Here is a 19,944-nt window from a genome sequence, read left to right as displayed (position 1 = left end):
TGGTAAATAAGACAGCTGGAATTACAGATGCACTTGCAGTTATTAAACTATACACCCCAAAAACACATAAAATCAGGCAACTAATTAAACTAATCATTACTCTGACCCTTTTATTGATGAATATCCCCTCCAAAATAATCTATACCTTATATTCTTATAATTCTCGAATTATACATAAATTCCTTTTGATTATTTTTAAATCATTTACACATGCAAGTCTTTATCGAATAATCGAAGCCATTTTCAGAGAAGGACAGGCAGCAGAAGAAAGTATGGGAGATAAACTAAGAAGTCAAATGTCTTTGTCTCCAATGCTGTGAATATCAAAGACGATGACAATTATTATATGCTGGACTACTACCTGTTGATGCGGTTTATTGCCCGTCCATAGTACTAGCTTTACTCATTTAATAAATTTCATCATTTATTTAAAGAGAACTGCTTCAGCACATCAGGTGCTTCCTTAGCAAAGAGAAAAACGATTCCTTCATTTCAAAGTTAGCCTAGTATATGTTATCAATATCCCTAAAGTAATAAATGATACAGGGTGATACATAGGAGTTAAATAAATTATGTATCACTCTTATATTTCTTATTCAATAAACATGCTCGTAATTTTGAAAGGATGTTCTACAATTTACTAGAAGGCGACTGACAACCGTAAGAGTATGCTAGACAAAGAAAACCACTCTTTTCAAGGATTGGTCTACTCATTGGACTGGCATCAACAGTAAGGAAAGGATGCCCTTTTTCAAATGCCTTTTTTGCGCGAACAGCTAGCAAAGATGTATAGTATCCTTTTCCTCTATACATAGGTAGCGTCGAACCTCCCCATAAACTTGCAAACGATGAGTTGGCCTCTATGTACATCCATGCGGCACTTACGAGCTTAGCCTCCTCATATATCCCATAAAGATATAAGGCTTCAGGATTATTTTGTTTATCTCTCCAAAGCCGTTTACCCAGCTCAGCATGTGATTCATTCCAGATTGCATCTTCTAGATCAACAATATCTTGAATGCCTTTTTCATCCGTTAATTCCTTTAAACCGAAATATTGATTGTTTTTTAGCAAGTGATGCTGATCATCTAGCTTCATCACCATAAGAGCTTCTGCTGTATCTACTCTAAAGCCTTCTTGTTCAAGAATATCTTTCAAACTATCAGGCTTATCATAGCTATACACCTTCCACTCAAAATCTTGTCCTAGGTTACTAAAATAGTCTAACTCCTGCTTTATGATTGTTCTTGCATTATCTTCATTTACATTAGATGCGACTATGAATCCTGATTCGCCAAACTGTGAAATGTGTCGTACTACATGCTCTGTTTCCTCTCTTAAATAACTTTGTGTTTGAGCTTCTTGTCTAAGTTCTTTATGGAATAGTGATATTAGTTCATTTTTATTCATGTTGTCGCTCCTTTCTCTTATAGTTTTTATAGCGTTTTTATAATTATAGCAAATTTATCCATATATATTATTGAGTCGTATGATTTATAAGATATTTCCTATAAATAAATTTATGTAAATACATCCAAAAGTTGACTGGTAAATTTGAACAATGATAACATAAAAAAAATAGAAAATGTTTTTTTCTAATCTTAATATCAAACTAACTATTTATTCAAATTACATATTAATTTATTAAAATACTAAGCAAAGGAAGTACACTAAATGATTGATAATAGTGATTTACCTATTCCAAAACTCGATATTAGTCGCAGTGATTTACATGCAGATTGTGAAAACTGCTTTGGTTTATGTTGTGTTGCGCTCCCCTTCGCAGCTTCGGTTGATTTTGCAATTGATAAAGTGGCGGGTAAGCCATGCTCTAATTTGCAATCGGATTTTCGATGTAGCATTCATAATAATCTGAGACAAGAGGGATTTAAAGGTTGTACAGTTTTTGACTGCTTCGGTGCAGGACAAAAAGTTTCTCAAACTACATTTAAAGGAATCGACTGGCGCGAAAATACACAAATAGCGCAGAAAATGTTTGATGTCTTCCCAACTATGCATCAACTTCATGAAATGATCTGGTATCTGACTGAAGCGCTGAATTTGAAGGAAGCAAGTCCAATACATAGAAAACTTAGCACTGCACTTCATGAAACGGAACGACTTAGCCAACTTAGTTCAGATGAACTTTTAAAGCTAGATGTACCATCACACCGAGTAGTAGTTAATGCTTTACTTTTAAACACTAGTGAACTTGTAAGAAGCAAAGTAATCTCTCAGCATATGGACTCTAAAAAAAGAAAAACACTTGACCGTCGAGGAGCAGATTTGATGGGGGCAAAGCTTAGAGGTGCGGACTTTAGAGGAGCTAATTTAAGAGGGGCATATCTTATTGGGGCAGACTTACGAGACGCAGACTTACGCATGGCTGACCTTATTGGAGCTGATTTCCGAGATACCGATCTAAGATGGGCAAATCTAACTGGCAGTATCTTTCTCACACAAGTTCAAGTTAATGCTGCAAAAGGTGATGAACAAACAAAATTACCGCATTTGCTTTCACGTCCAACACACTGGACTGTAAGTGAAAAGAGATATAAAAACAAAGAGGTGTTTTGATTGAGTGAAGAATATTTTGAAGTCCCAATACGATGTACAGGGATTGCGACCGTTTTATTAAAAAAGATAGAAGATGAATATAAAGTGTTGCTCTTAAAAAGAAATACTTCTGTTCTTCGGAATGTTTGGTGTTATATTGGTGGTAGTATTGAAGAAGGTGAAAAGGCTTGGGAAGCTGCTTTCAGAGAAATAAATGAAGAAACAGGGATTACAAATGTATTATTATATGCATCTAACAAATTTGACCAAATATATTCACCTCAAGAAAATTATATATATGTTGCCCCTGTATTTATTGGATTTGTGGAAGACCATCAAGATGTAAAATTAAATGATGAACATAGCGACTATCAATGGTTGTCTTTTGAGGATGCGATAGAAACAGTCTCATTACCCGGAAATGATGAAGTTCTTAAGTCTATTGAAAAACATTTTGTACAGAGAAAACCTCCAAAGTTTTTACGTGTTGGAGATTAAAATTTCTTCTAATAGGGATCGTTAGTTGAAGAAAAGACATTACATATAATATATATAATGTCCTTTAATTTATCTGCCTTTTTTATTGTTGTCTTGATAATATATTCTTTGGGATTATCTGTGCATTATTATCACTCTTCCATATCCATTCCTACCTGTTTCAAAAATATAGATATCTCTTCAATCGGTTGTTTACTAAATGCTCTGATAAGGCTTAACCAAGCAAAGTATCTGTTTTCTTTATGTATTAGTGGATATAGAACAATTAACAATACGCCAAAAGCTAGAGTGATCACTACAGAAAGTTGGCTTGATAATGTTTCAAATACCAATGTTTTCACTCTCTAAGCTAAATAGCATCTATTCCTCTTCTTTCCTTTTTTTCATTAGCTGAATCATTTCATCATTTTGCTCGATAATCCGATCCATTTGATTTCTCATTTTAGTAAAGTCATATGAAAAAACTAGAAGCAGAATAATTATAAAGAATATCATTTAAACTCCCCACCTTATCATACGATCATACGTTGTAACTAATTTTAGCATCGAGCATTCACTTTTATTTGTAAATTCTACAACAGCTTGAACTAATATCGTTCCTATTCCTTGATTTACTAATGAGAATATTTACCCCACTCTAATAGTATTAGTGGAAATAAACAAGTACCCTCAAAAAAATCATGTCTCGCTGAATGTAACTTCAATTGCAATAGAATTCACGGAGCAAACAACTATTGAATCCCTGATGAAGTAGAAAGTCTCCATGTGTCACCCCAATATTCATCGTATTGAATATACCATTTTCCGTTTATTTGTACTTCTAGCCATGAAAAAGGTGGTATAGATACTACTCTAGTTTTATAACCGTTCATATCAAATACAATTTGTTGTGCATGTGCATAAGAGTCTGAATCACCTTTACGTTTGTATAAGATGTGGTATGCAGAATATACATCGTAATCATCTACATAACGACTGTAAAATGGCGCGACACGTAAAAAATCTCTAGCTTCCAGCTCAACCTCAGCGACTTTCACAATCTGGGAGTAAGGTACTTTATTATTTCTTAAATCTTCACCCCAACGCTCAGCGGCATCCAAACCTTCATAATAATCATCTCCACTAATATAATCAAGCGGTACTTTTACCCCGTTTTTAAAGTAATCCACATATTGTTCGTGTTGCCAAAAACCAAAAACAAATCTTCTTTTGTAGTTCTTGAAGTAATTATTAACATAAGCCATTGTTTTATCATACTGGTATTGGTTATCAGCACCATATGTATGGCCTTGATATTTAGTCTTGATACGCGATGGGATTATTGGTGAAGCCTGAGTGATTTCAATTGTCTTTGCACTTGTTGATATAGAAACTTTTGTGCCTGTAGCTTTGGCCACTAGATCATGTGGGATCATGAATACATCATTGATTGCTTGAGCACTTGTCGATAGCGTTATTTTCTTGCCATTTACAGTAGCTACTTTAGATCCTTGTTTGATTGTAGAAGTTGTACCATCACTTTTAATAGTTAACACTTTAGTTTTGCTATTAAAAGTAGTAGTTCCGCCTAAGAGTCTTATAAAGCTTTTTGCAGGTAATATATGATTAGGGCCTATTCTAATAGAGCTATTATGAAGAGATACAGGTTTACCATTGATGGTCACCTTGTACTTAACTGTCGCAGCAACCATCGTGATATTGCTATGATTATCGGCAGCAGCATCTATCTTTTGTTTTGAATCCACTATGTCATTAGGTTCGATTGAGCTTGTTAAACCTAACGTCAGTATCGATCCGCTAAGTAACAATGAGCTAATCAACGTATTTGTTTTATTCAACACTATCACTCCTTATATATCATTAATTATACATGAATTGGAAGTTTAAGTAATTCGATTTTTCAGATTGTCTACTTGTCAAAATAACTAAAATACAGGTTTAGTTTTATCAAATAAAATTTTTAGTCTGTATGTAAGTTACCTTTCAAGTTTTAACTTTTACACACATACAGGTGAATAATAAACTTACATATATAAATTGGAATAAAACATATTAAATTAACAAAAGCAAAAGGTTCAAATCATATGAGATTTGAACCTTAAATTTATAACTTAGTTAGGTTAGTTGCACCTTATATAAAGAAGAAGCGGTTCCTTTGTATTTGTATTAATTGCAGAATGAATATTGCATACTATTTTCCAATCATTCATTGTGTTTGATTGTTTTTCAATGTCACTTCAATAGGTAAATTAAGTTCTGCTTTATTTTTCGAGAAAAAGACGTTAACTCCATTTTCTAATTGAATATAATCTTGAACTTTTACTTTATTATTTATCTCTATAGTATCATCTGTAAGTGATACTCCCCAAATAATACTTTCACCATTTTCTAACTCATGATATATCCATTCTACTGGATCGCCTTCGTGGTCCTTTCTCTTCCACACTTCATAGTTCATTTTGCCGTTATAACTAAGTATTCCATCTTCAAAGTAAAAGATTTGAATTGTTTTACGGTATATATCCGAATAAAAAAAGGTTTTTCCATTTTTGATTGTAAGAGATTCGATTAGCTCATCGCTTTCTATATATGTATCAAGTGCATCTGAAATCTTTTGAGCATAGTAATTATTATCAAAATTAATAGTAGGCTTTATTGAAAAAGTTAGTAACATTAAGATAATCATTATAAAAAAAAGTAAAATAATCGTCTTCTTAATCATGATTTTTAATCACCTTTCTTTACCTTCTCATATTGCTAATCTTTAAGTATGTACTAAAATGAATGCTATTTTATATTTATCGATAATAGATGCAACTTATGCATTGTCATTAATAAATTTTCACTACTAAAACTATTGAAATCATCCAAAATAAAAGATGAGTGACCACAGCCACTCATCTTTCTTGCTTCATATCAAATTTTATGAATCTTATATATAAATTTATAATTACATAACCCAAATTTGCCCTATATCTACTTAGTTTTCTTGTAAATATTTGGCCTTTTAAACTTCTCTATTCAACCGTCCAATTGATAAGTAATCCTGCGTGTGCCAAACCACCGCCAAATCCGTATAATAAGATTTTATCTCCGTTCTTAACTTTGCCTTCACGAACACCTTGATCTAATGATAGTGGTATTGTTGCTGCTGAAGTATTACCATAATCCACTAGGCTATATAATGTTTGCTCAATAGGAAAGTCGCTTTTCTCACATATTGACTCAATCATTCTTAGATTTGCGCTGTGAGGGACGAACCAATCTACATCTTTTAATTCCATTGAAGCATTTTGCAATACCGTTCTCATCCCTTTTGGTACTGTTGTGACAGCCCACTTATATACCGCTCGCCCATTTTGAACAAATTTTCCGTTGTCTAATATTTCTTCACCATTCATCATGTTAGATAAATTTGAACAATATAAACTCTTGCCACCTTCACCTTCAGAACCTATATGTGAAGAAATGAAACTTGGTTGTTGTTCATCATATTCTAAAAGTACTGCTCCAGCTCCGTCTCCAAATAGAATACATGTAGCTCTATCGGTATAATCAGTAATTCTAGATAAAGTCTCAGACCCAACCACCAAGACTTTTTTATTTAATCCTGATGTGATCATCCCATTAGCTACATATAATCCGTAAGTAAAGCCGGAACATGCAGTATTTAAATCAAAAGCGCCTGTATTCTTTATACCTAACTTTGCCTGCAGCGTAGAAGCGACACTTGGCGTTTTGTAATCAGGAGTCATCGTACAAACGATGACTAAATCCACATCTTCAACAGATTTATCGAATCGCTCCATTAAATTAAGAACAGCCTGATAAGCTAAATCACTTGTAAACTCATCTTCTCGCGCCATTCTTCTCTCTTTTATTCCTGTACGTTGCACTATCCATTCATCATTTGTCTCAACAAGTATTTCTAAATCTGTATTAGTTAATGTTCGTTCAGGTACATACGAACCGATAGCTGTTATTCTCGCTTTTGATTGAAACATAAAAAAACCTCCAAGTTATTTATCATAATTATATTAACACTTATTTATAGCACCTGGTACTAAATATTATTAAATAAATACACTTTTTACGTTTTAATTTAATAGTTACCTCGTTTTTATTATTTAATACTAGCTGATAACAGAAGGTTTATAAGTCAGAAGTATGTTTGGATATGCTCTCCACTACAAAAAAGAATTCGTTCTGTATAAACGAATTCTTTTTAATTGCGCTATTTTAGGGATGTACGGATTACTTTTGAACAATCTTTATTTTATATATACAGCAGTTTCAATGATCATCTATTGGTAACGTATTTTTAATCACATCACTATACCGAGTACTTATTTCTTTTAAATCTTCTTTTCCAATTTCTAGTATATATCTAATTTTAATCTTGTCATATTCTGCTTTGGTTTTAGTTTTCTTTAATTTTGTCGTACTACTATCACCCTTTTGAAATGTAAAAACTGTAGCGTTCTCTCTATACATCATGTCTGCTGTTTCAACAATTACTTGATTGCTCTCCATTGCCTTACCTTTATAAAAATCAACATTTTCAACATCAAATGATTCATCTGAAATGATCTCTTCTTTTGCTGCTTCATCATTCACACAACCAGTTAATACAAGTATGAATAAAAACAAAACTAAAATAGATATTTTCTTGACCATTAATATCTCCTTCCCTTTAATATATTTTCACCTGAGTGTATTACACAATTATTGAATAAGTAATATGTACTCCCTTTGCTAAAAAAACCTCATATTTTGCAACAATCGTGTAAAAGTTACAGCTGAATTACTTGGTAATGTGTTAACTTCATATTGGATTTAGATTCATAAATATAATTAATATCATTTTATAAATCAAAAGCGATTTGAAAATATAAAAGGCGTACAATTGATTTTTGCTTACATATATATTGCCCATTATTTGCCTTAAATAAAATGGAAATAAATACTATAATAATCAAACAAATGAACGCGATTACTCTAAAAATAAAAACTTAGATGTTTTTATGGTTTCTTCTTTTTTTCCCCATCTATACTGCTTTTTGAATTCATTGACATGTAAAAGTATTTATTGTTTTTATGGCATAACAAAATCCCCCTTAGGTAGAGTGTATCAGTATCTACTTAAAGAGGATTTTTTCTTTTACAATCATTTTGCTATTAAATTGTTTTCATTCCAAAATATTCAGGAACCAGTACACTAAATGTTAAATTTTGATTTGTCATTTGTAGTTTCTTCACTTCAATACCAAAGTAAGTCAACATGTTCTTTTCATTTAATAACTCATTTACATTTCCTGTGATAACAGGTTTGTTTTTCGCCACTAATAATACTTTATCTCCAAAATAGATTGCGTGATTAGCATAATGCGTATTTATAATGCAAGAAATATTCTTCTCTCGGACAAGATTTTGAATAGTTTCTAATATTATTTTCTGTTTATGAATATCTAAGTGAGATTCTGGTTCATCCAAAACAAGGATTTTCGGATTAGACACGAGAGTACGTGCAATAAGTGCCAGCTGTAATTCTCCACCACTTACTGAGTTACAAGATTGCTCTGCTAAATGAGCTATTCCTACAGATTCGAGTGCCTCAAATGCCAATTTACGATCGATATCAGAAGGTTTTGAAAAAGCCCCGATATAAATCGCCCTACCCATTATAACTAAATCTAAAATTGAATAAGCAAATGTCATTTTGGATGCTTGAGGTATATAACCAATTTGTTGCCAAATGAATTTTTGGGGTAAAGAACTCATTGGTTTACCGTCTAAATAAGATGCCCCTTGTTTCCAAGGCTGCAATCCCATTATACATTTCAACATTGTTGTTTTACCTGCACCATTTGGACCTAAAATTGATAAAATCTCCCCTGGCTTTAACTCAAAGTTGATTGGATCATGATACAAAAAAGGAGTTTTTTCTTTAATTTTCCCTTTACTATAATAAAAATTCCCATCTTTTACTGCTAATATCATTGCCAGCCACCGCCTGTTTTTCTAAGTAATATAGCGAAAAATGGAGCTCCTACAATCGCTGTTAAAATGGATAAAGGAATTTCGGTAGCTGTAATCGAACGAGCTAGTGTATCAATAACTAATAAGTAAATTGCTCCGATTGAAACTGATGCAGGCAAGACATATTGATTATTACTCCCAACAATCATTCGAGCAATATGTGGAATGATTAAGCCTACCCAGCCAATAATGCCGGAGATTGAAACAGCAGAAGCCGTTATCAATGTCGCAGCAAAAATAACCAGCCATTTTAATTTCGTAGTGGATACACCAAGAGAACGTGCCTCTTCATCTGATAAAGATAAGATATTCATACGCCATCTTAGGGCATATAAAATAATAATACCTATTAATATGAGTGGCCCAGCTACCCATAGATCTTTGTAAGAAGCTGTTCCTAAACTCCCCATTAACCAATATGTAATAGACGGTAGTTTTTCTTCTGGATCTGAAACAAATTTCACTAATGAGATGAGTGCTTGGAACAAAGCGCTTGTTACAACACCTGCTAAAACCATCATAAATATCGGCATATTCTTCTTCATACCGCTAATTATGAATGTAAATAGAATAGCTAGAATACCCATTATTAAAGCAAAAATTTGTGTAGTAAAGCCATGACCAATAATCAAAATACCAAGTGAAGCACCAAATCCTGCACCCGCAGAAACTCCAAGAATATCAGGACTAACTAATGGATTCGCAAACATACTTTGAAATGCTGCACCAGCAATAGACAAACCGCCACCAATTAGCATTGCAAGTAGAATACGAGGCAAACGGATTTTCATAACAACTGTTTCTTCCATTTGTGACCACGTTTGCTCGATATCAAACACATGAGATAATAAAATTTTCATTTGTACTACTAAATCTACCTGATAGCGACCTATGCTAAGTGACAAGAAACCAAATAGTATTGGCAGTAGTAATAATATAGCCCATTTCAAAGTATTTTTTCTCATTTCAATTCACCTTCACTTGTTGTTTTCTTAATACTTTGCAGCTTCAGAAGATGGATTTAATATGTCTTTTACTTGGTCTTCTGTTACATCATAGTTATAGAATTTTGAGTAGTATTTTTGAATTTCTTCAGTCATATCATAATCGAATAATTCTGGATGGTTATGCTGTGCCATCCATTTCAGCATAAGAGGTGCATCTCCATTTGGTGGATACCAGCGATAAATGCCCAGAGGTACTTTGAACACTTGTTTATTTTTCACGGCTGTTAACTGACTCCAGTCTTGTCCTTTAATCGTGTTATTGAACAAGTCCTTTGGTTGTGTTTCGGTAAAATTTGTAATGTAGATGATATCTGGATCCCATTTATACACTTGTTCCATATTGACTGCTTTAATTCCTTGAACATCAGCCTCTGCAACATCTTTACCACCAGTTGCTTTAATCCATCGATTGCCATGCATATTAGAGCCTGCTACTGATATTTCTTTATCGCTATGGTATTGAAGAATCATTACCTTTGGCTTATCTTCTTTTTTGACATTTGCAAGCTTATCATTAATCTCTTGTTGATACTTTTTACCTTCATCGATAATTTGCTCTGGTCTATCTGTTGTTCCTGTAATTTCCCCAGTTAATGTTAACCATCGATTTAATATTTCTAATGGATCATCCGAATCTGATGTTGCTTGTAGTGCGACTGTGGGAACACCTGCTTCTTCTAACTTATTTATTGACTTCTCGTCCGATGCGATTTCAAAATAGACTTCTGGATTAACTTTCATCAATTCCTCTATATTCACTTCACCATTTTTAATAAAAGATGTATCCGCTTTTAAAATATCTGGTGAAATGTCTTTTAAGATTGAATGCGAAGCAGCATTAAATGAGTTTGGATGCATACCCACGATCTCTTTTGTAGAATTAGTAGCAACATACCAAGTAGAAAAATAAGGTAGGATGCCACCTACTACAACGCGATCAGGGTTTGTTGGAATTTTTACTTCGCGATTTAATTCGTCCTTTATAATAGTTTCTTCTTTCGATTCTACTGTTTCTTTTGATGATGATTTATTAGCATTGTCCGTCTGATTACAACCTACTAATAACGCAGAAATGGCTAATGCTGATAATGGGTATTTCCAATTCATAAGTTCAACTCTCCTAAATTAATTTGATTCAAATAAACGAATGATAATGATTATCAATATCACTTTATACTTTACAGGATACTAATCCTAAGAGTCAATACTTTTCGACATTTTTCAACAAACCAACTTAGTAACCATTTGTTATTTTTTTCTTATATGTTCTTTTTTAGCATATATTTATTCAAATTCTATTTGATAATGATTATCATTAATGATAAGATGAAATCAATTATAGGCATATACACCATTCACAAGCATTTTGGAGGATTATTATGACAACTAAAGAAGAGATTTTAATTTTAGATCCAGGCAATGCATTTGGACTTGAACGAAGAACTAACCCTTTTATCAATGACAATATGACATTGATTGATCAGTATGATTTAGATAAAACAGATTTATCTTCTATTCAAGCATTGATCATCCCTGAATTCGTTGACCAACGCTTTCTAGCTATACATAAAGGATTAATCGAACAATTTTTAAATGATGAAAAACTAATTGTTTTCTGTGGACATCTGTATATTGATTGGTTACCTGGTGCTAGTCATTTCATCCCGAAAACCATTAATCACCATAGTGATTACGCTCTTACTATCATAAAAGACCAAGGGATATTTGCAGGTGTTGACCCTGACGATATGACATACAACAAAGGTGTATCGGGCTTCTTTGCACGTGGTCACCATCCTATACCAACGGATGCAGAAGTACTGGTCACATTGCCAAACAATGAACCTGTCACGTATATTGACCGCAATACAACTAAAGGCACCATTTTAGCACATGCAGGTAAAGACCTTATTTGGTATTACAAACAAAACAAAACAACAGACCGTATTAGTGAACAATTACTACAATGGATACATTCTGAAATTAATGCTTTACATCAAGGGAGTAAAAACATATGAGAAAAATAGCAGTAATTATGAGTGGCAATGCCCCCCATAACCGAACGTTTAATGAACCTAAATTTAACAAATATATTACCCAACTAATCTATTTTCCAGAATTCGAGCAAACAGTATTAGAGGAATTTGACGTACTCCTCTTCCCTTCTCAATTAAACGAAAAATTATTAATGCGTGCAGCAAACAAAGTACGTTCATTTGCTAATAACGGCGGGATTGTAGTTGCATTTGGTCCACAGCCTTGGGAATGGCTTCCGAACCAAAAATGGGAGGAGCGCGAAACGAATTTCTGGTGGTGGCTTGAAAAAGGAGCGAAAAGTGGTTTAGTATTAGCCGCTCCTCACTATGACTTGTTTAATTATCTTACATTAACCGATGCTACTTGGCATCAGCACGGTGTTTTCTGGCCACCAAACGGAGCTGAAAAGTTAATTACAACCGAAGATGGTGGCGCTGTTATGTATGTTGATAAAGTCAGCACGAAAGGGACATTAATAATCACTACATTAGATCCAGATTATCATTTCGGAGCTTATTTCATGCCAGCTACAGAGAGATTTTTAGACGGCTTTATTCCGTGGCTTGCGGAAGGTAAGATATAAATAAAAACCTAAAATACTTCTGTTGGAATTCACCCTCCCAAGTAGACAAATTATTCGTGTTTACTAATACCGTTTTTTCATATCAACATGATAAAACCAATACCCTCCTATTCATTCATTGTTGGAAGGGTATTGGTTTTAATCATTTCATCAAAATTTTCTTAATCAGTTCATTAATATAGGTACTTAGTCAAATTGGTATGTCTTCACATATATTTGCTTTACTTCTATTCTTTTAATTCTTTTTGTATCTGTGATGTTGTTAATGACATTCAATAGTCTATATTGTCAATATAGTTACAGCATTCTTGAGTGGTTTGAAAGCATTCATGTACCTCATCATTTTGAATTTCGTAAAATTTGTTTGTACGCTCCACCATGTAACTTTGGATCATAACCTGTTCTCCGACCAGCAACTGCTCAATTTTTTTAAATAATGGATCTTCAGATATGCCGTTTAAGGTAAAAATACTAATTTGTTCAGTCATTTATACACCCCTAATGATGAAGAATTTACACTACTCGACTTTTTTGGATAGTCACCAATCCAATGTGTATTTAATAATTGCTTATAAATACTCTCTCTTTATTATAAATCTTTTCGAGTAATAAATTCAAAATATTAGGATAATTAAATAACTTTAGATTAAGAATTGAATACATATGGCAACTTTTAATCTATGGTCCTTTTATTAATTTAAAAAACATTTCTTTATCTCTCATGTCTAATGCAATATCAATCAGCCACTCTAAATTTTTCTTTTCAATTTCAGCAATGAGCTTATCGGTTTCTGGTGATATTTGTGGTTCATTTAACTTTTGTAATTTTGTAACGAAACGATTTGTATATGTTTTAATAACCGCAATAAGGTTGCTTTTTTCAGCAAGGTCTCGAAGGGTAAGTACTGTATTATTAGTGAACCTATAAGTGGAGTTATCATTTACAATACAATTTTTATTTATATCAAATTCTATGCAATGTCCATTGGTTGACTCTAAAAAGTACAATTCACCATTGATTTTAATCACAATATCACCTGCTAAAAAGTCCATTATTAGTGTTTTTCTAGAATTTATCCGTATTTTACTTGGTTCATAACACAATACTTCCATATGATCCTACGCCTCCTCAATCAGTCTTTATATATTAGTTCGCGATAAATACCTGTATAATGTTTTGAATTTTCAGACTTTATATAATGTATTCCAAAAGAGAAACAACAACTGGTTGTTTTTCTTATACAACTTCGATAAATTTAACAATTTCTAAACAACACACAAACATAATCATATGTATTTTGTTTTCAACAATTACACGTTTTTCTAATACCAATAGAGCTTCATTTACATCATTAGCTTTTACAACACCTTTAACTCTATAAAACCTAGCTTTAAAAGTTTCATTTCAACGGCATTAGAAACATAATGCACCAGATAACCTATAGCATAAGCTTAGTTGTCTAAGTTCAGTAGTTAACCGTAATATTATAATGTTGAAAAGATATTGAAGGAAAAAATAAAAGGCCCGAACTCTGTTCAACAACGAGTTCAGACCTTATTAGCCGGGAAATCTTCATTTAAACAACTTCTTTTAATTCGTTTCCATCAACTATTACTAATTGTTTATTACAGCATTTTCAACCTATTCCTTCGAATATTGTAGTAAATTTAAGATGCTATTTATACAGGAATCTTTATAGAATTGATGTAGCTCTTCTTCATTACATGTTAACCATTGAATTAATGAACCATCAATAAGGGCTCTCATCATTTTTGCATTTGTTAATGTGTCACTCTCTTGTCTAAATACACCTTCTTTTTTGCCTAATTCAATTATCTCTTTCCCAATTCCCCAGCAATTCTCATAAAAGTTCATGTTTATTCTTTTATAGTCTTCATTTCCATTTGCTTGAGCTAAAAAATCTAAATAGACACTGTAAAACTTTCTATTCTTTTGCGGTGAAATAAAAACTGCGTCAAGATAAGCTTTAAGTTTTTCAATAGCTGTTTGGTGTTTATCAATCGCTTCTAATTCATATCTATAAATTTGATTTGTGATGGATTCTAGTAACTCTAATAGTATGTTTTGTTTGCTGTTAAAATAATAATGAACAACCCCTTTTGATACGCCAGCATTATCCGCAATATGCTGTAGAGTGACGTTATCATAACCTAATTCCGAAACTGCATTATAGGCTGCTTTCATTATTTGTGTTTTTCGTACTTCTTCTTTCTTTTTCATAGTTACCTCCGTAAAACTTAATAAAACAATTATACATTAATTTAAACTCAACAAAATTATTTTGACCGGTCAGAATAATTTTGTTATTCTAAAGTCGAAGTATAATACAGGGGTGGTTCTAATGATAGATAGATTTAAAGCATTGGTAGTAAATAAAGAGGATGATTTTACGGTTAAAGTTAAAGATCTAACTCTAGAAGATTTACCCGAAGGTGATGTGTTAATCAAAGTATCCTATTCATCGATCAATTATAAAGATAGTTTGGCTACTATTCCAAATGGTAATATCGTTAGCACCTATCCTTTTGTTCCTGGAATTGATTTAGCAGGTATCGTAGTTTCATCTAATGACCTTCGCTTTCATGAAGGTGATGAGGTTATTGCGACTAGCTATGAGATTGGTGTCTCTCATTTCGGTGGCTATAGTGAGTATGCCCGTATTCCAGCTAATTGGATAGTTCCACTTCCAAAAGGCCTTACGATAAAAGAAGCAATGATTATTGGAACAGCTGGTTTTACTGCGGCATTGTCCGTTCTGCGATTAGAAGAAAATAGTGTTTCTCCAGAAAAGGGTAAGATACTTGTAACAGGTGCAACTGGAGGTGTTGGTAGCTTTGCAGTTTCTATTCTCTCAACTCTTGGTTATCAAGTTGAGGCAAGTACAGGTAAAGAATCTGAACAAGAATTTTTGAAAAGCCTTGGGGCCACTACAATTGTTTCTCGTGAAGAGGTATTTGATGGGAAAATTAGAGCGTTAGGCAAACAAAAATGGGCTGCAGCCGTCGATTCAGTTGGGGGCGAACCACTAGCATCTTTATTAAGCCAAATTCAATACGGCGGTTCAGTTGCAGTAAGTGGATTAACAGCAGGGACTAAACTTCCGACAAACGTCTTCCCATTTATTTTAAGAGGAATAAATTTACTTGGAATTGATTCTGTGTATTGTCCTATGGAAACACGTATGAAAGTTTGGGACCGTTTAGCGACAGATTTCAAGCCAAAAAACATAGAAAAATTCATACAGCAAGAAGTAACACTACAACAACTTCCAGATGTTCTCCCTACCCTTCTTAAGGGGCAAGCAAAAGGTAGAACACTTGTAAAATTATAATAAAAAAGTGACGAGATATATAAATTCTCGTCACTTTTTTTACTTTAATTCTACTTAAAACTATTAAATACAATGAATATTCAAAAATAAAACTTCACATTTAAAAGCAAGAAAACATATTAAATTTTATCAAAATAACTACCATTTAATAGTGCCACTATATCGCCAATTGCGCCTAAACATGCGAATATGAAATAGTAGCTGGCCGTAGAAATTTCCTTGTTAAAAAGTTCTTTAAATGCTTGAATAAAAATCTGCTCAAACTTAAACCAACTAAGTATCCAAGCAATTATTATAAAACTAACAATTATCATTCGATTTAATCCTCCACCTTATTCTCTGAACTATTAAACTATAAAAACCAACAATCAGGTACGTTCAGCTATTAACATAAACCGGAAATAAGATAAACTAATGCTAAATTTATCAGTTGCAACTTGAGTGTATCATAATTCTTCTTTATCTTTTTGCCAAATCTTTTTCCAAAAATCTTAATGCAATCAAACACCACAAGCTTAGTAATAGTTCTCAATTTAAATGAGACATATATTCAAATGCGGTTGTTCCATATACGCTTTTAAAGTGTTTATTTAAATGTGTTAAATCAACAAAACCACATTCTGCTACTGCTGAATAAATATCTCTATTCATTTCTATTAACTGCTTTGCTCGTTCTATCTTACAGTTAAGAAAGTATTGATATGGTGTAATCCCAGTATGTGCTTTGAACAATCTAATAAATTGAAATTTCGATAAATTAAGCTGATTACATATCTCGTCTAATTTAAGTACATTTTCTAAGTTCGAATGGAGCATAACCTTTGCTTTTCTAATTAAAGTATTATCTTTCTTATGATCTGTAGAAAGGTTACTTTGAATAAGGCTATCTGTGAGGGATATGAGTAATTCACTACACAAAGCATCTTCTTTTTCATTTAATATTGCATTAGAAAGACTTAATATTCTTTGTTCAAGTTGATAATCATACACAATAGGAGAAGAAAAACGTACTATATCCTTTTTCTCAATAACTTCTAAAAGCAATTGTGGCTCAATATATAACATTACGTAATCAAGACCTGCCTTATCATGCGCCATTCCGTCATGTGCTTGTTCTGGGTTAAATAGCATTACACCATTTTTATATGATAATTGTAAACTACCGTCCAAATTGTAATGTTGAATTCCTCGCAATGTTACACCTATTGCATACTCCTCGTGACAATGCTTTTTATACTTAAAATCCGTAAGACTTGCTGATAACGCCGTAATACCTGCCGTTTTTTTATAAATAAATTTATCCATCTTATTCACCTCTAATCACCCTACTACATCCAAATCATAATGGCAGCATACACTAAAAATAGTGTCATTATTACATTAACCATCTTTTCATGTTTCTGCAAAAAACTTTTAAAGATTGCACCGAAAAGTACCCAAGTAATAAATGCTAAAAATCCAATGATAGTTATAACTAAAGCACTGATTGTCAACACAGACATTGAGGTATAATAGGGCAAAATAAAGTTAGGAAAAACAGTCATTGTAAATAGTACAACTTTAGGATTTAAAAACTGCATAGTGAAACCTGACATAAAGGTACCATCTTTAGTTCCATTTGAGTCTGATGAATCCATTTTATAAATTTGATAAGCGAGATAAAGCATATAAATACTTCCGATCGTCTGCATAACAATTAATATTTTCGGTATAACCGTTATCAGTGCTGTATTTAGCATTGCAGATATAATAAGCAAGGCACCAAAAGCAATAGTTGCACCATATGTATATTCCAAGGCTTTTTTTACCCCGAAGTTATGTACTGTAGATAGTATAACGATATTAGTAGGTCCTGGTGTAAAAGTAACAATAAAACAGTATATTATAACAGATGCAATATTCATATTAAAACTCCTTTTAAGGTATTTTCATATAATTATTACACCTTAAAACTAATGACATATAGTATATTATTGCAGGAATAAATACAGCTTTTCTTCGAATTAATAAAAAAACATTGGATAAATTCTACCCAATGCATTTTTGAAATCTATATAATTGAACTCAAAGCCTTTGTTTGTTGAAGATAGTTTATAGAGCTTCAAGTATTACACCTGAGAAATCCCCTTTTAATACTTCTTTTTCGTTTTGGTTTTCACATATAAAAGATGCGATAATAGCTGTTCTATTATTTGCTTGCGCTTCGTATTTTTCAATTTTCACTTCACAAATAATTGTATCCCCCGTATACACAGGTCTTAAAAATTCGAAATTCATATTACGAGCCAATACGTTATGATTTCCACCTACTTTTGTTGGTAGAGATGCCGTTAATAACCCTTGAATTACAAGTCTTCCCTGTTCATCTGGTGTTCTATGATGAATCCCTTCATCACCTGAAATTTCTGTGAATAATTCAACATCTCTTACTGTAAAAGTCCGTTCAAATGTAATGATATCTCCTACTTTTAATGGCATATAAATCTCCCCTTTTAATTAATTGAGAAAATCTTGAAGTTTCCATTCTTTCGGTTTGATGTTCTTGTCCATCCATTTCTTTTGTGGTGCTTGGAATGGAGTGTTGGCGATTAAATGATTATTATGCCAGCTTGCTGCTCCGGAACGAATCATTTCATCTAGCAGGATTTGGATAAATTCTTCTGGTTGAAGCTGGAAAGAGTAGCGTGCAAAATCTTGGAACCAACCACACTTTAGTAGGTAGTTTCCAACTTCTTCTTTTGCCAAACCGTTTTTTATAATTAATGTGAATGAAAATATCCTTTTGCAGGCATGCCATGCAATTTTTTCTGGCATCTTGAGCCACTTTTCGAACCGTTCCCTTGCAGCATCTATGGAAGCTTTAGTATTTTCTATTTCAGATCCATGTCCTGAATATGCATGTTGAATCCGGATTTTGGACAACTGATCCAAACTTTCAAGTGATCGTTGGATAGACGAGACACCCTCTCGAAAAACATTTAACCAACCAATGTCATTTTTATGAAAGAGATCCCCGCATATTAATATCTCTTCTTCAGGTTCATATAAAGAAATATGCCCTAACGTATGTCCCGGTGTGTGCAAGACTCTCAAGATTCTACTTCCTGTATGAATCTCATCATTATCCGAGAGCTTCGTATCAACTCGATAAGGTTCTACAGGTTGATCTAACCATTCTGCACTACAAGATTCAGGGTCACAAGAATTAATTAAATCGGCGTCCCATTTATGAGCAGCAATCGTAACACCATACTTTTTTTGGAAATGAAAATTACCTCCAACATGATCACTATGATAGTGCGTATTCACAATAAGGTGTAATTCTTCTGGTGATACACCTACTTCTTTTATTAATTTCTCAGTCTCCTTTACATCACTCCCAAAACCAGTATCAATTAGGATCGGTAACTGATCCTTAATAAGAATCATGTTTGCACTCGGAAATTTTCTTTCAAAAAAAATAATACTAGATTGCCCCATTAGTTATTCCTCCTAAATCTTGTGAACTAAAACGAAGCTAATTGAGCGTTCGTTCAATTGAATTTTTTGCATGTGCAGTTAAAAATAATAATAAAAATCTTCTCATTTGAATCAACCTTTTCAAACAGTTGTTAATAAATACTTCTATATACATTTAATAATACCTTTTTAATACAGATACAACTTCAACATTGAAATCATCTATTCTTCTTGAATCAACGCTTTCCCCATTAATTTAAGGAGATTATTTATCTAAAAAGAGATAATCTATAAAGAATTGCCAATGAATATCCTCCTTTTTGGTATAGGCAATGAACTTAAACATATACATTACATAATATAGATATAGGTATGAAATATTAAAAAAAGGATGATGTATAAAATGACATTG

Annotated in this window: 23 protein-coding genes; 5 read left to right on the top strand and 18 right to left on the bottom strand. The window is 32.7% G+C overall.

Going from position 1 to position 19,944, the window contains the following annotated elements:
* Nucleotides 1-630: 630 nt before the first annotated feature.
* Nucleotides 631-1,410, bottom strand: coding sequence for a GNAT family N-acetyltransferase (locus tag BK137_RS07570; RefSeq protein WP_038181713.1), 780 nt, complete (start codon nucleotides 1,408-1,410; stop codon nucleotides 631-633).
* Between the two features lie 264 nt (nucleotides 1,411-1,674).
* Between BK137_RS07570 and BK137_RS07565 the strand changes: the two genes are divergently transcribed.
* Both BK137_RS07565 and BK137_RS07560 read left to right on the top strand, forming a co-directional pair.
* Nucleotides 1,675-2,577 (top strand): pentapeptide repeat-containing protein, encoded by a 903-nt coding sequence (locus tag BK137_RS07565; protein WP_051448625.1) that lies wholly within the window; start codon nucleotides 1,675-1,677, stop codon nucleotides 2,575-2,577.
* Nucleotides 2,578-3,054, top strand: coding sequence for an NUDIX hydrolase (locus tag BK137_RS07560; RefSeq protein WP_038181717.1), 477 nt, complete (start codon nucleotides 2,578-2,580; stop codon nucleotides 3,052-3,054). It begins immediately after the preceding gene.
* Nucleotides 3,055-3,185: 131 nt separating this feature from the next.
* Here BK137_RS07560 and BK137_RS07555 read toward each other — a convergent pair whose 3' ends face one another.
* From BK137_RS07555 to BK137_RS07520, 9 genes are all read right to left on the bottom strand, one after another.
* Nucleotides 3,186-3,386, bottom strand: coding sequence for a hypothetical protein (locus tag BK137_RS07555; RefSeq protein WP_038181719.1), 201 nt, complete (start codon nucleotides 3,384-3,386; stop codon nucleotides 3,186-3,188).
* Nucleotides 3,387-3,414: 28 nt separating this feature from the next.
* Complete coding sequence (locus tag BK137_RS22795; RefSeq protein ID WP_268746460.1) at nucleotides 3,415-3,549, bottom strand: hypothetical protein; 135 nt, start codon at nucleotides 3,547-3,549, stop codon at nucleotides 3,415-3,417.
* 236 nt (nucleotides 3,550-3,785) lie between these two features.
* Entirely contained in the window at nucleotides 3,786-4,892 is a 1,107-nt protein-coding gene (locus BK137_RS07550) for a copper amine oxidase N-terminal domain-containing protein (protein ID WP_038181724.1), read from the bottom strand.
* Between the two features lie 368 nt (nucleotides 4,893-5,260).
* Nucleotides 5,261-5,776 carry a hypothetical protein gene (locus BK137_RS07545; RefSeq protein WP_038181727.1) on the bottom strand — a complete coding sequence of 172 codons (516 nt, stop codon included), beginning with the start codon at nucleotides 5,774-5,776 and terminating at the stop codon, nucleotides 5,261-5,263.
* A 295-nt stretch (nucleotides 5,777-6,071) separates the two neighbouring features.
* Entirely contained in the window at nucleotides 6,072-7,058 is a 987-nt protein-coding gene (locus BK137_RS07540; RefSeq protein ID WP_038181731.1) for a ketoacyl-ACP synthase III, read from the bottom strand.
* A gap of 289 nt (nucleotides 7,059-7,347) precedes the next feature.
* Nucleotides 7,348-7,731 (bottom strand): hypothetical protein, encoded by a 384-nt coding sequence (locus BK137_RS07535; protein WP_038181734.1) that lies wholly within the window; start codon nucleotides 7,729-7,731, stop codon nucleotides 7,348-7,350.
* 501 nt (nucleotides 7,732-8,232) lie between these two features.
* Nucleotides 8,233-9,054 (bottom strand): ABC transporter ATP-binding protein, encoded by an 822-nt coding sequence (locus tag BK137_RS07530; RefSeq protein ID WP_038181737.1) that lies wholly within the window; start codon nucleotides 9,052-9,054, stop codon nucleotides 8,233-8,235.
* On the bottom strand, nucleotides 9,051-10,058 hold the full coding sequence (locus BK137_RS07525) for a FecCD family ABC transporter permease (protein WP_038181740.1): 1,008 nt from the start codon (nucleotides 10,056-10,058) through the stop codon (nucleotides 9,051-9,053). Before BK137_RS07525 ends, BK137_RS07530 begins: the two co-directional genes overlap by 4 nt.
* A gap of 27 nt (nucleotides 10,059-10,085) precedes the next feature.
* Nucleotides 10,086-11,207 carry an ABC transporter substrate-binding protein gene (locus BK137_RS07520; RefSeq protein ID WP_038181744.1) on the bottom strand — a complete coding sequence of 374 codons (1,122 nt, stop codon included), beginning with the start codon at nucleotides 11,205-11,207 and terminating at the stop codon, nucleotides 10,086-10,088.
* Between the two features lie 272 nt (nucleotides 11,208-11,479).
* Here BK137_RS07520 and BK137_RS07515 point away from each other — a divergent pair, with 272 nt between their 5' ends.
* Nucleotides 11,480-12,118, top strand: coding sequence for a hypothetical protein (locus tag BK137_RS07515; RefSeq protein ID WP_038181748.1), 639 nt, complete (start codon nucleotides 11,480-11,482; stop codon nucleotides 12,116-12,118).
* A complete protein-coding gene (locus BK137_RS07510) occupies nucleotides 12,115-12,720 on the top strand; it encodes a hypothetical protein (RefSeq protein ID WP_038181751.1) in 606 nt (201 codons plus the stop codon). Before BK137_RS07515 ends, BK137_RS07510 begins: the two co-directional genes overlap by 4 nt.
* Before the next feature lie 272 nt (nucleotides 12,721-12,992).
* Here the strand turns inward: BK137_RS07510 and BK137_RS07505 are convergent, their stop codons facing one another.
* The 3 genes from BK137_RS07505 to BK137_RS07495 form a co-directional block, all read right to left on the bottom strand.
* The gene (locus tag BK137_RS07505) at nucleotides 12,993-13,208 is read right to left on the bottom strand and encodes a hypothetical protein (RefSeq protein WP_038181755.1); all 216 of its coding nucleotides are present in this window, start codon (nucleotides 13,206-13,208) and stop codon (nucleotides 12,993-12,995) included.
* Between the two features lie 190 nt (nucleotides 13,209-13,398).
* On the bottom strand, nucleotides 13,399-13,833 hold the full coding sequence (locus BK137_RS07500) for an IDEAL domain-containing protein (protein ID WP_038181758.1): 435 nt from the start codon (nucleotides 13,831-13,833) through the stop codon (nucleotides 13,399-13,401).
* A gap of 529 nt (nucleotides 13,834-14,362) precedes the next feature.
* Nucleotides 14,363-14,962, bottom strand: a complete 600-nt coding sequence (locus tag BK137_RS07495; protein ID WP_038181762.1) for a TetR/AcrR family transcriptional regulator — start codon at nucleotides 14,960-14,962, stop codon at nucleotides 14,363-14,365.
* A 121-nt stretch (nucleotides 14,963-15,083) separates the two neighbouring features.
* Between BK137_RS07495 and BK137_RS07490 the strand changes: the two genes are divergently transcribed.
* A complete protein-coding gene (locus BK137_RS07490) occupies nucleotides 15,084-16,073 on the top strand; it encodes an NADPH:quinone oxidoreductase family protein (protein ID WP_038181764.1) in 990 nt (329 codons plus the stop codon).
* Nucleotides 16,074-16,192: 119 nt separating this feature from the next.
* Here BK137_RS07490 and BK137_RS07485 read toward each other — a convergent pair whose 3' ends face one another.
* The 5 genes from BK137_RS07485 to BK137_RS07465 form a co-directional block, all read right to left on the bottom strand.
* Nucleotides 16,193-16,387, bottom strand: a complete 195-nt coding sequence (locus BK137_RS07485; protein WP_038181765.1) for a hypothetical protein — start codon at nucleotides 16,385-16,387, stop codon at nucleotides 16,193-16,195.
* A 214-nt stretch (nucleotides 16,388-16,601) separates the two neighbouring features.
* Entirely contained in the window at nucleotides 16,602-17,378 is a 777-nt protein-coding gene (locus BK137_RS07480) for an AraC family transcriptional regulator (protein ID WP_038181768.1), read from the bottom strand.
* Nucleotides 17,379-17,401: 23 nt separating this feature from the next.
* Nucleotides 17,402-17,977, bottom strand: coding sequence for a LysE family translocator (locus BK137_RS07475; protein WP_038181771.1), 576 nt, complete (start codon nucleotides 17,975-17,977; stop codon nucleotides 17,402-17,404).
* 187 nt (nucleotides 17,978-18,164) lie between these two features.
* Nucleotides 18,165-18,551: a hotdog domain-containing protein gene (locus tag BK137_RS07470; RefSeq protein WP_038181775.1), complete on the bottom strand. Its 387-nt coding sequence runs from the start codon at nucleotides 18,549-18,551 to the stop codon at nucleotides 18,165-18,167.
* A gap of 18 nt (nucleotides 18,552-18,569) precedes the next feature.
* Complete coding sequence (locus BK137_RS07465) at nucleotides 18,570-19,553, bottom strand: MBL fold metallo-hydrolase (protein ID WP_038181777.1); 984 nt, start codon at nucleotides 19,551-19,553, stop codon at nucleotides 18,570-18,572.
* Nucleotides 19,554-19,944: the final 391 nt, after the last annotated feature.

Origin of the sequence: Viridibacillus arenosi (assembly GCF_001955655.1) — a bacterium.
GTDB lineage: Bacteria > Bacillota > Bacilli > Bacillales_A > Planococcaceae > Viridibacillus > Viridibacillus arenosi.
The sequence above is the reverse complement of the archived record's forward strand: the minus strand, read 5'-3'. Positions and strand labels throughout refer to the sequence as shown.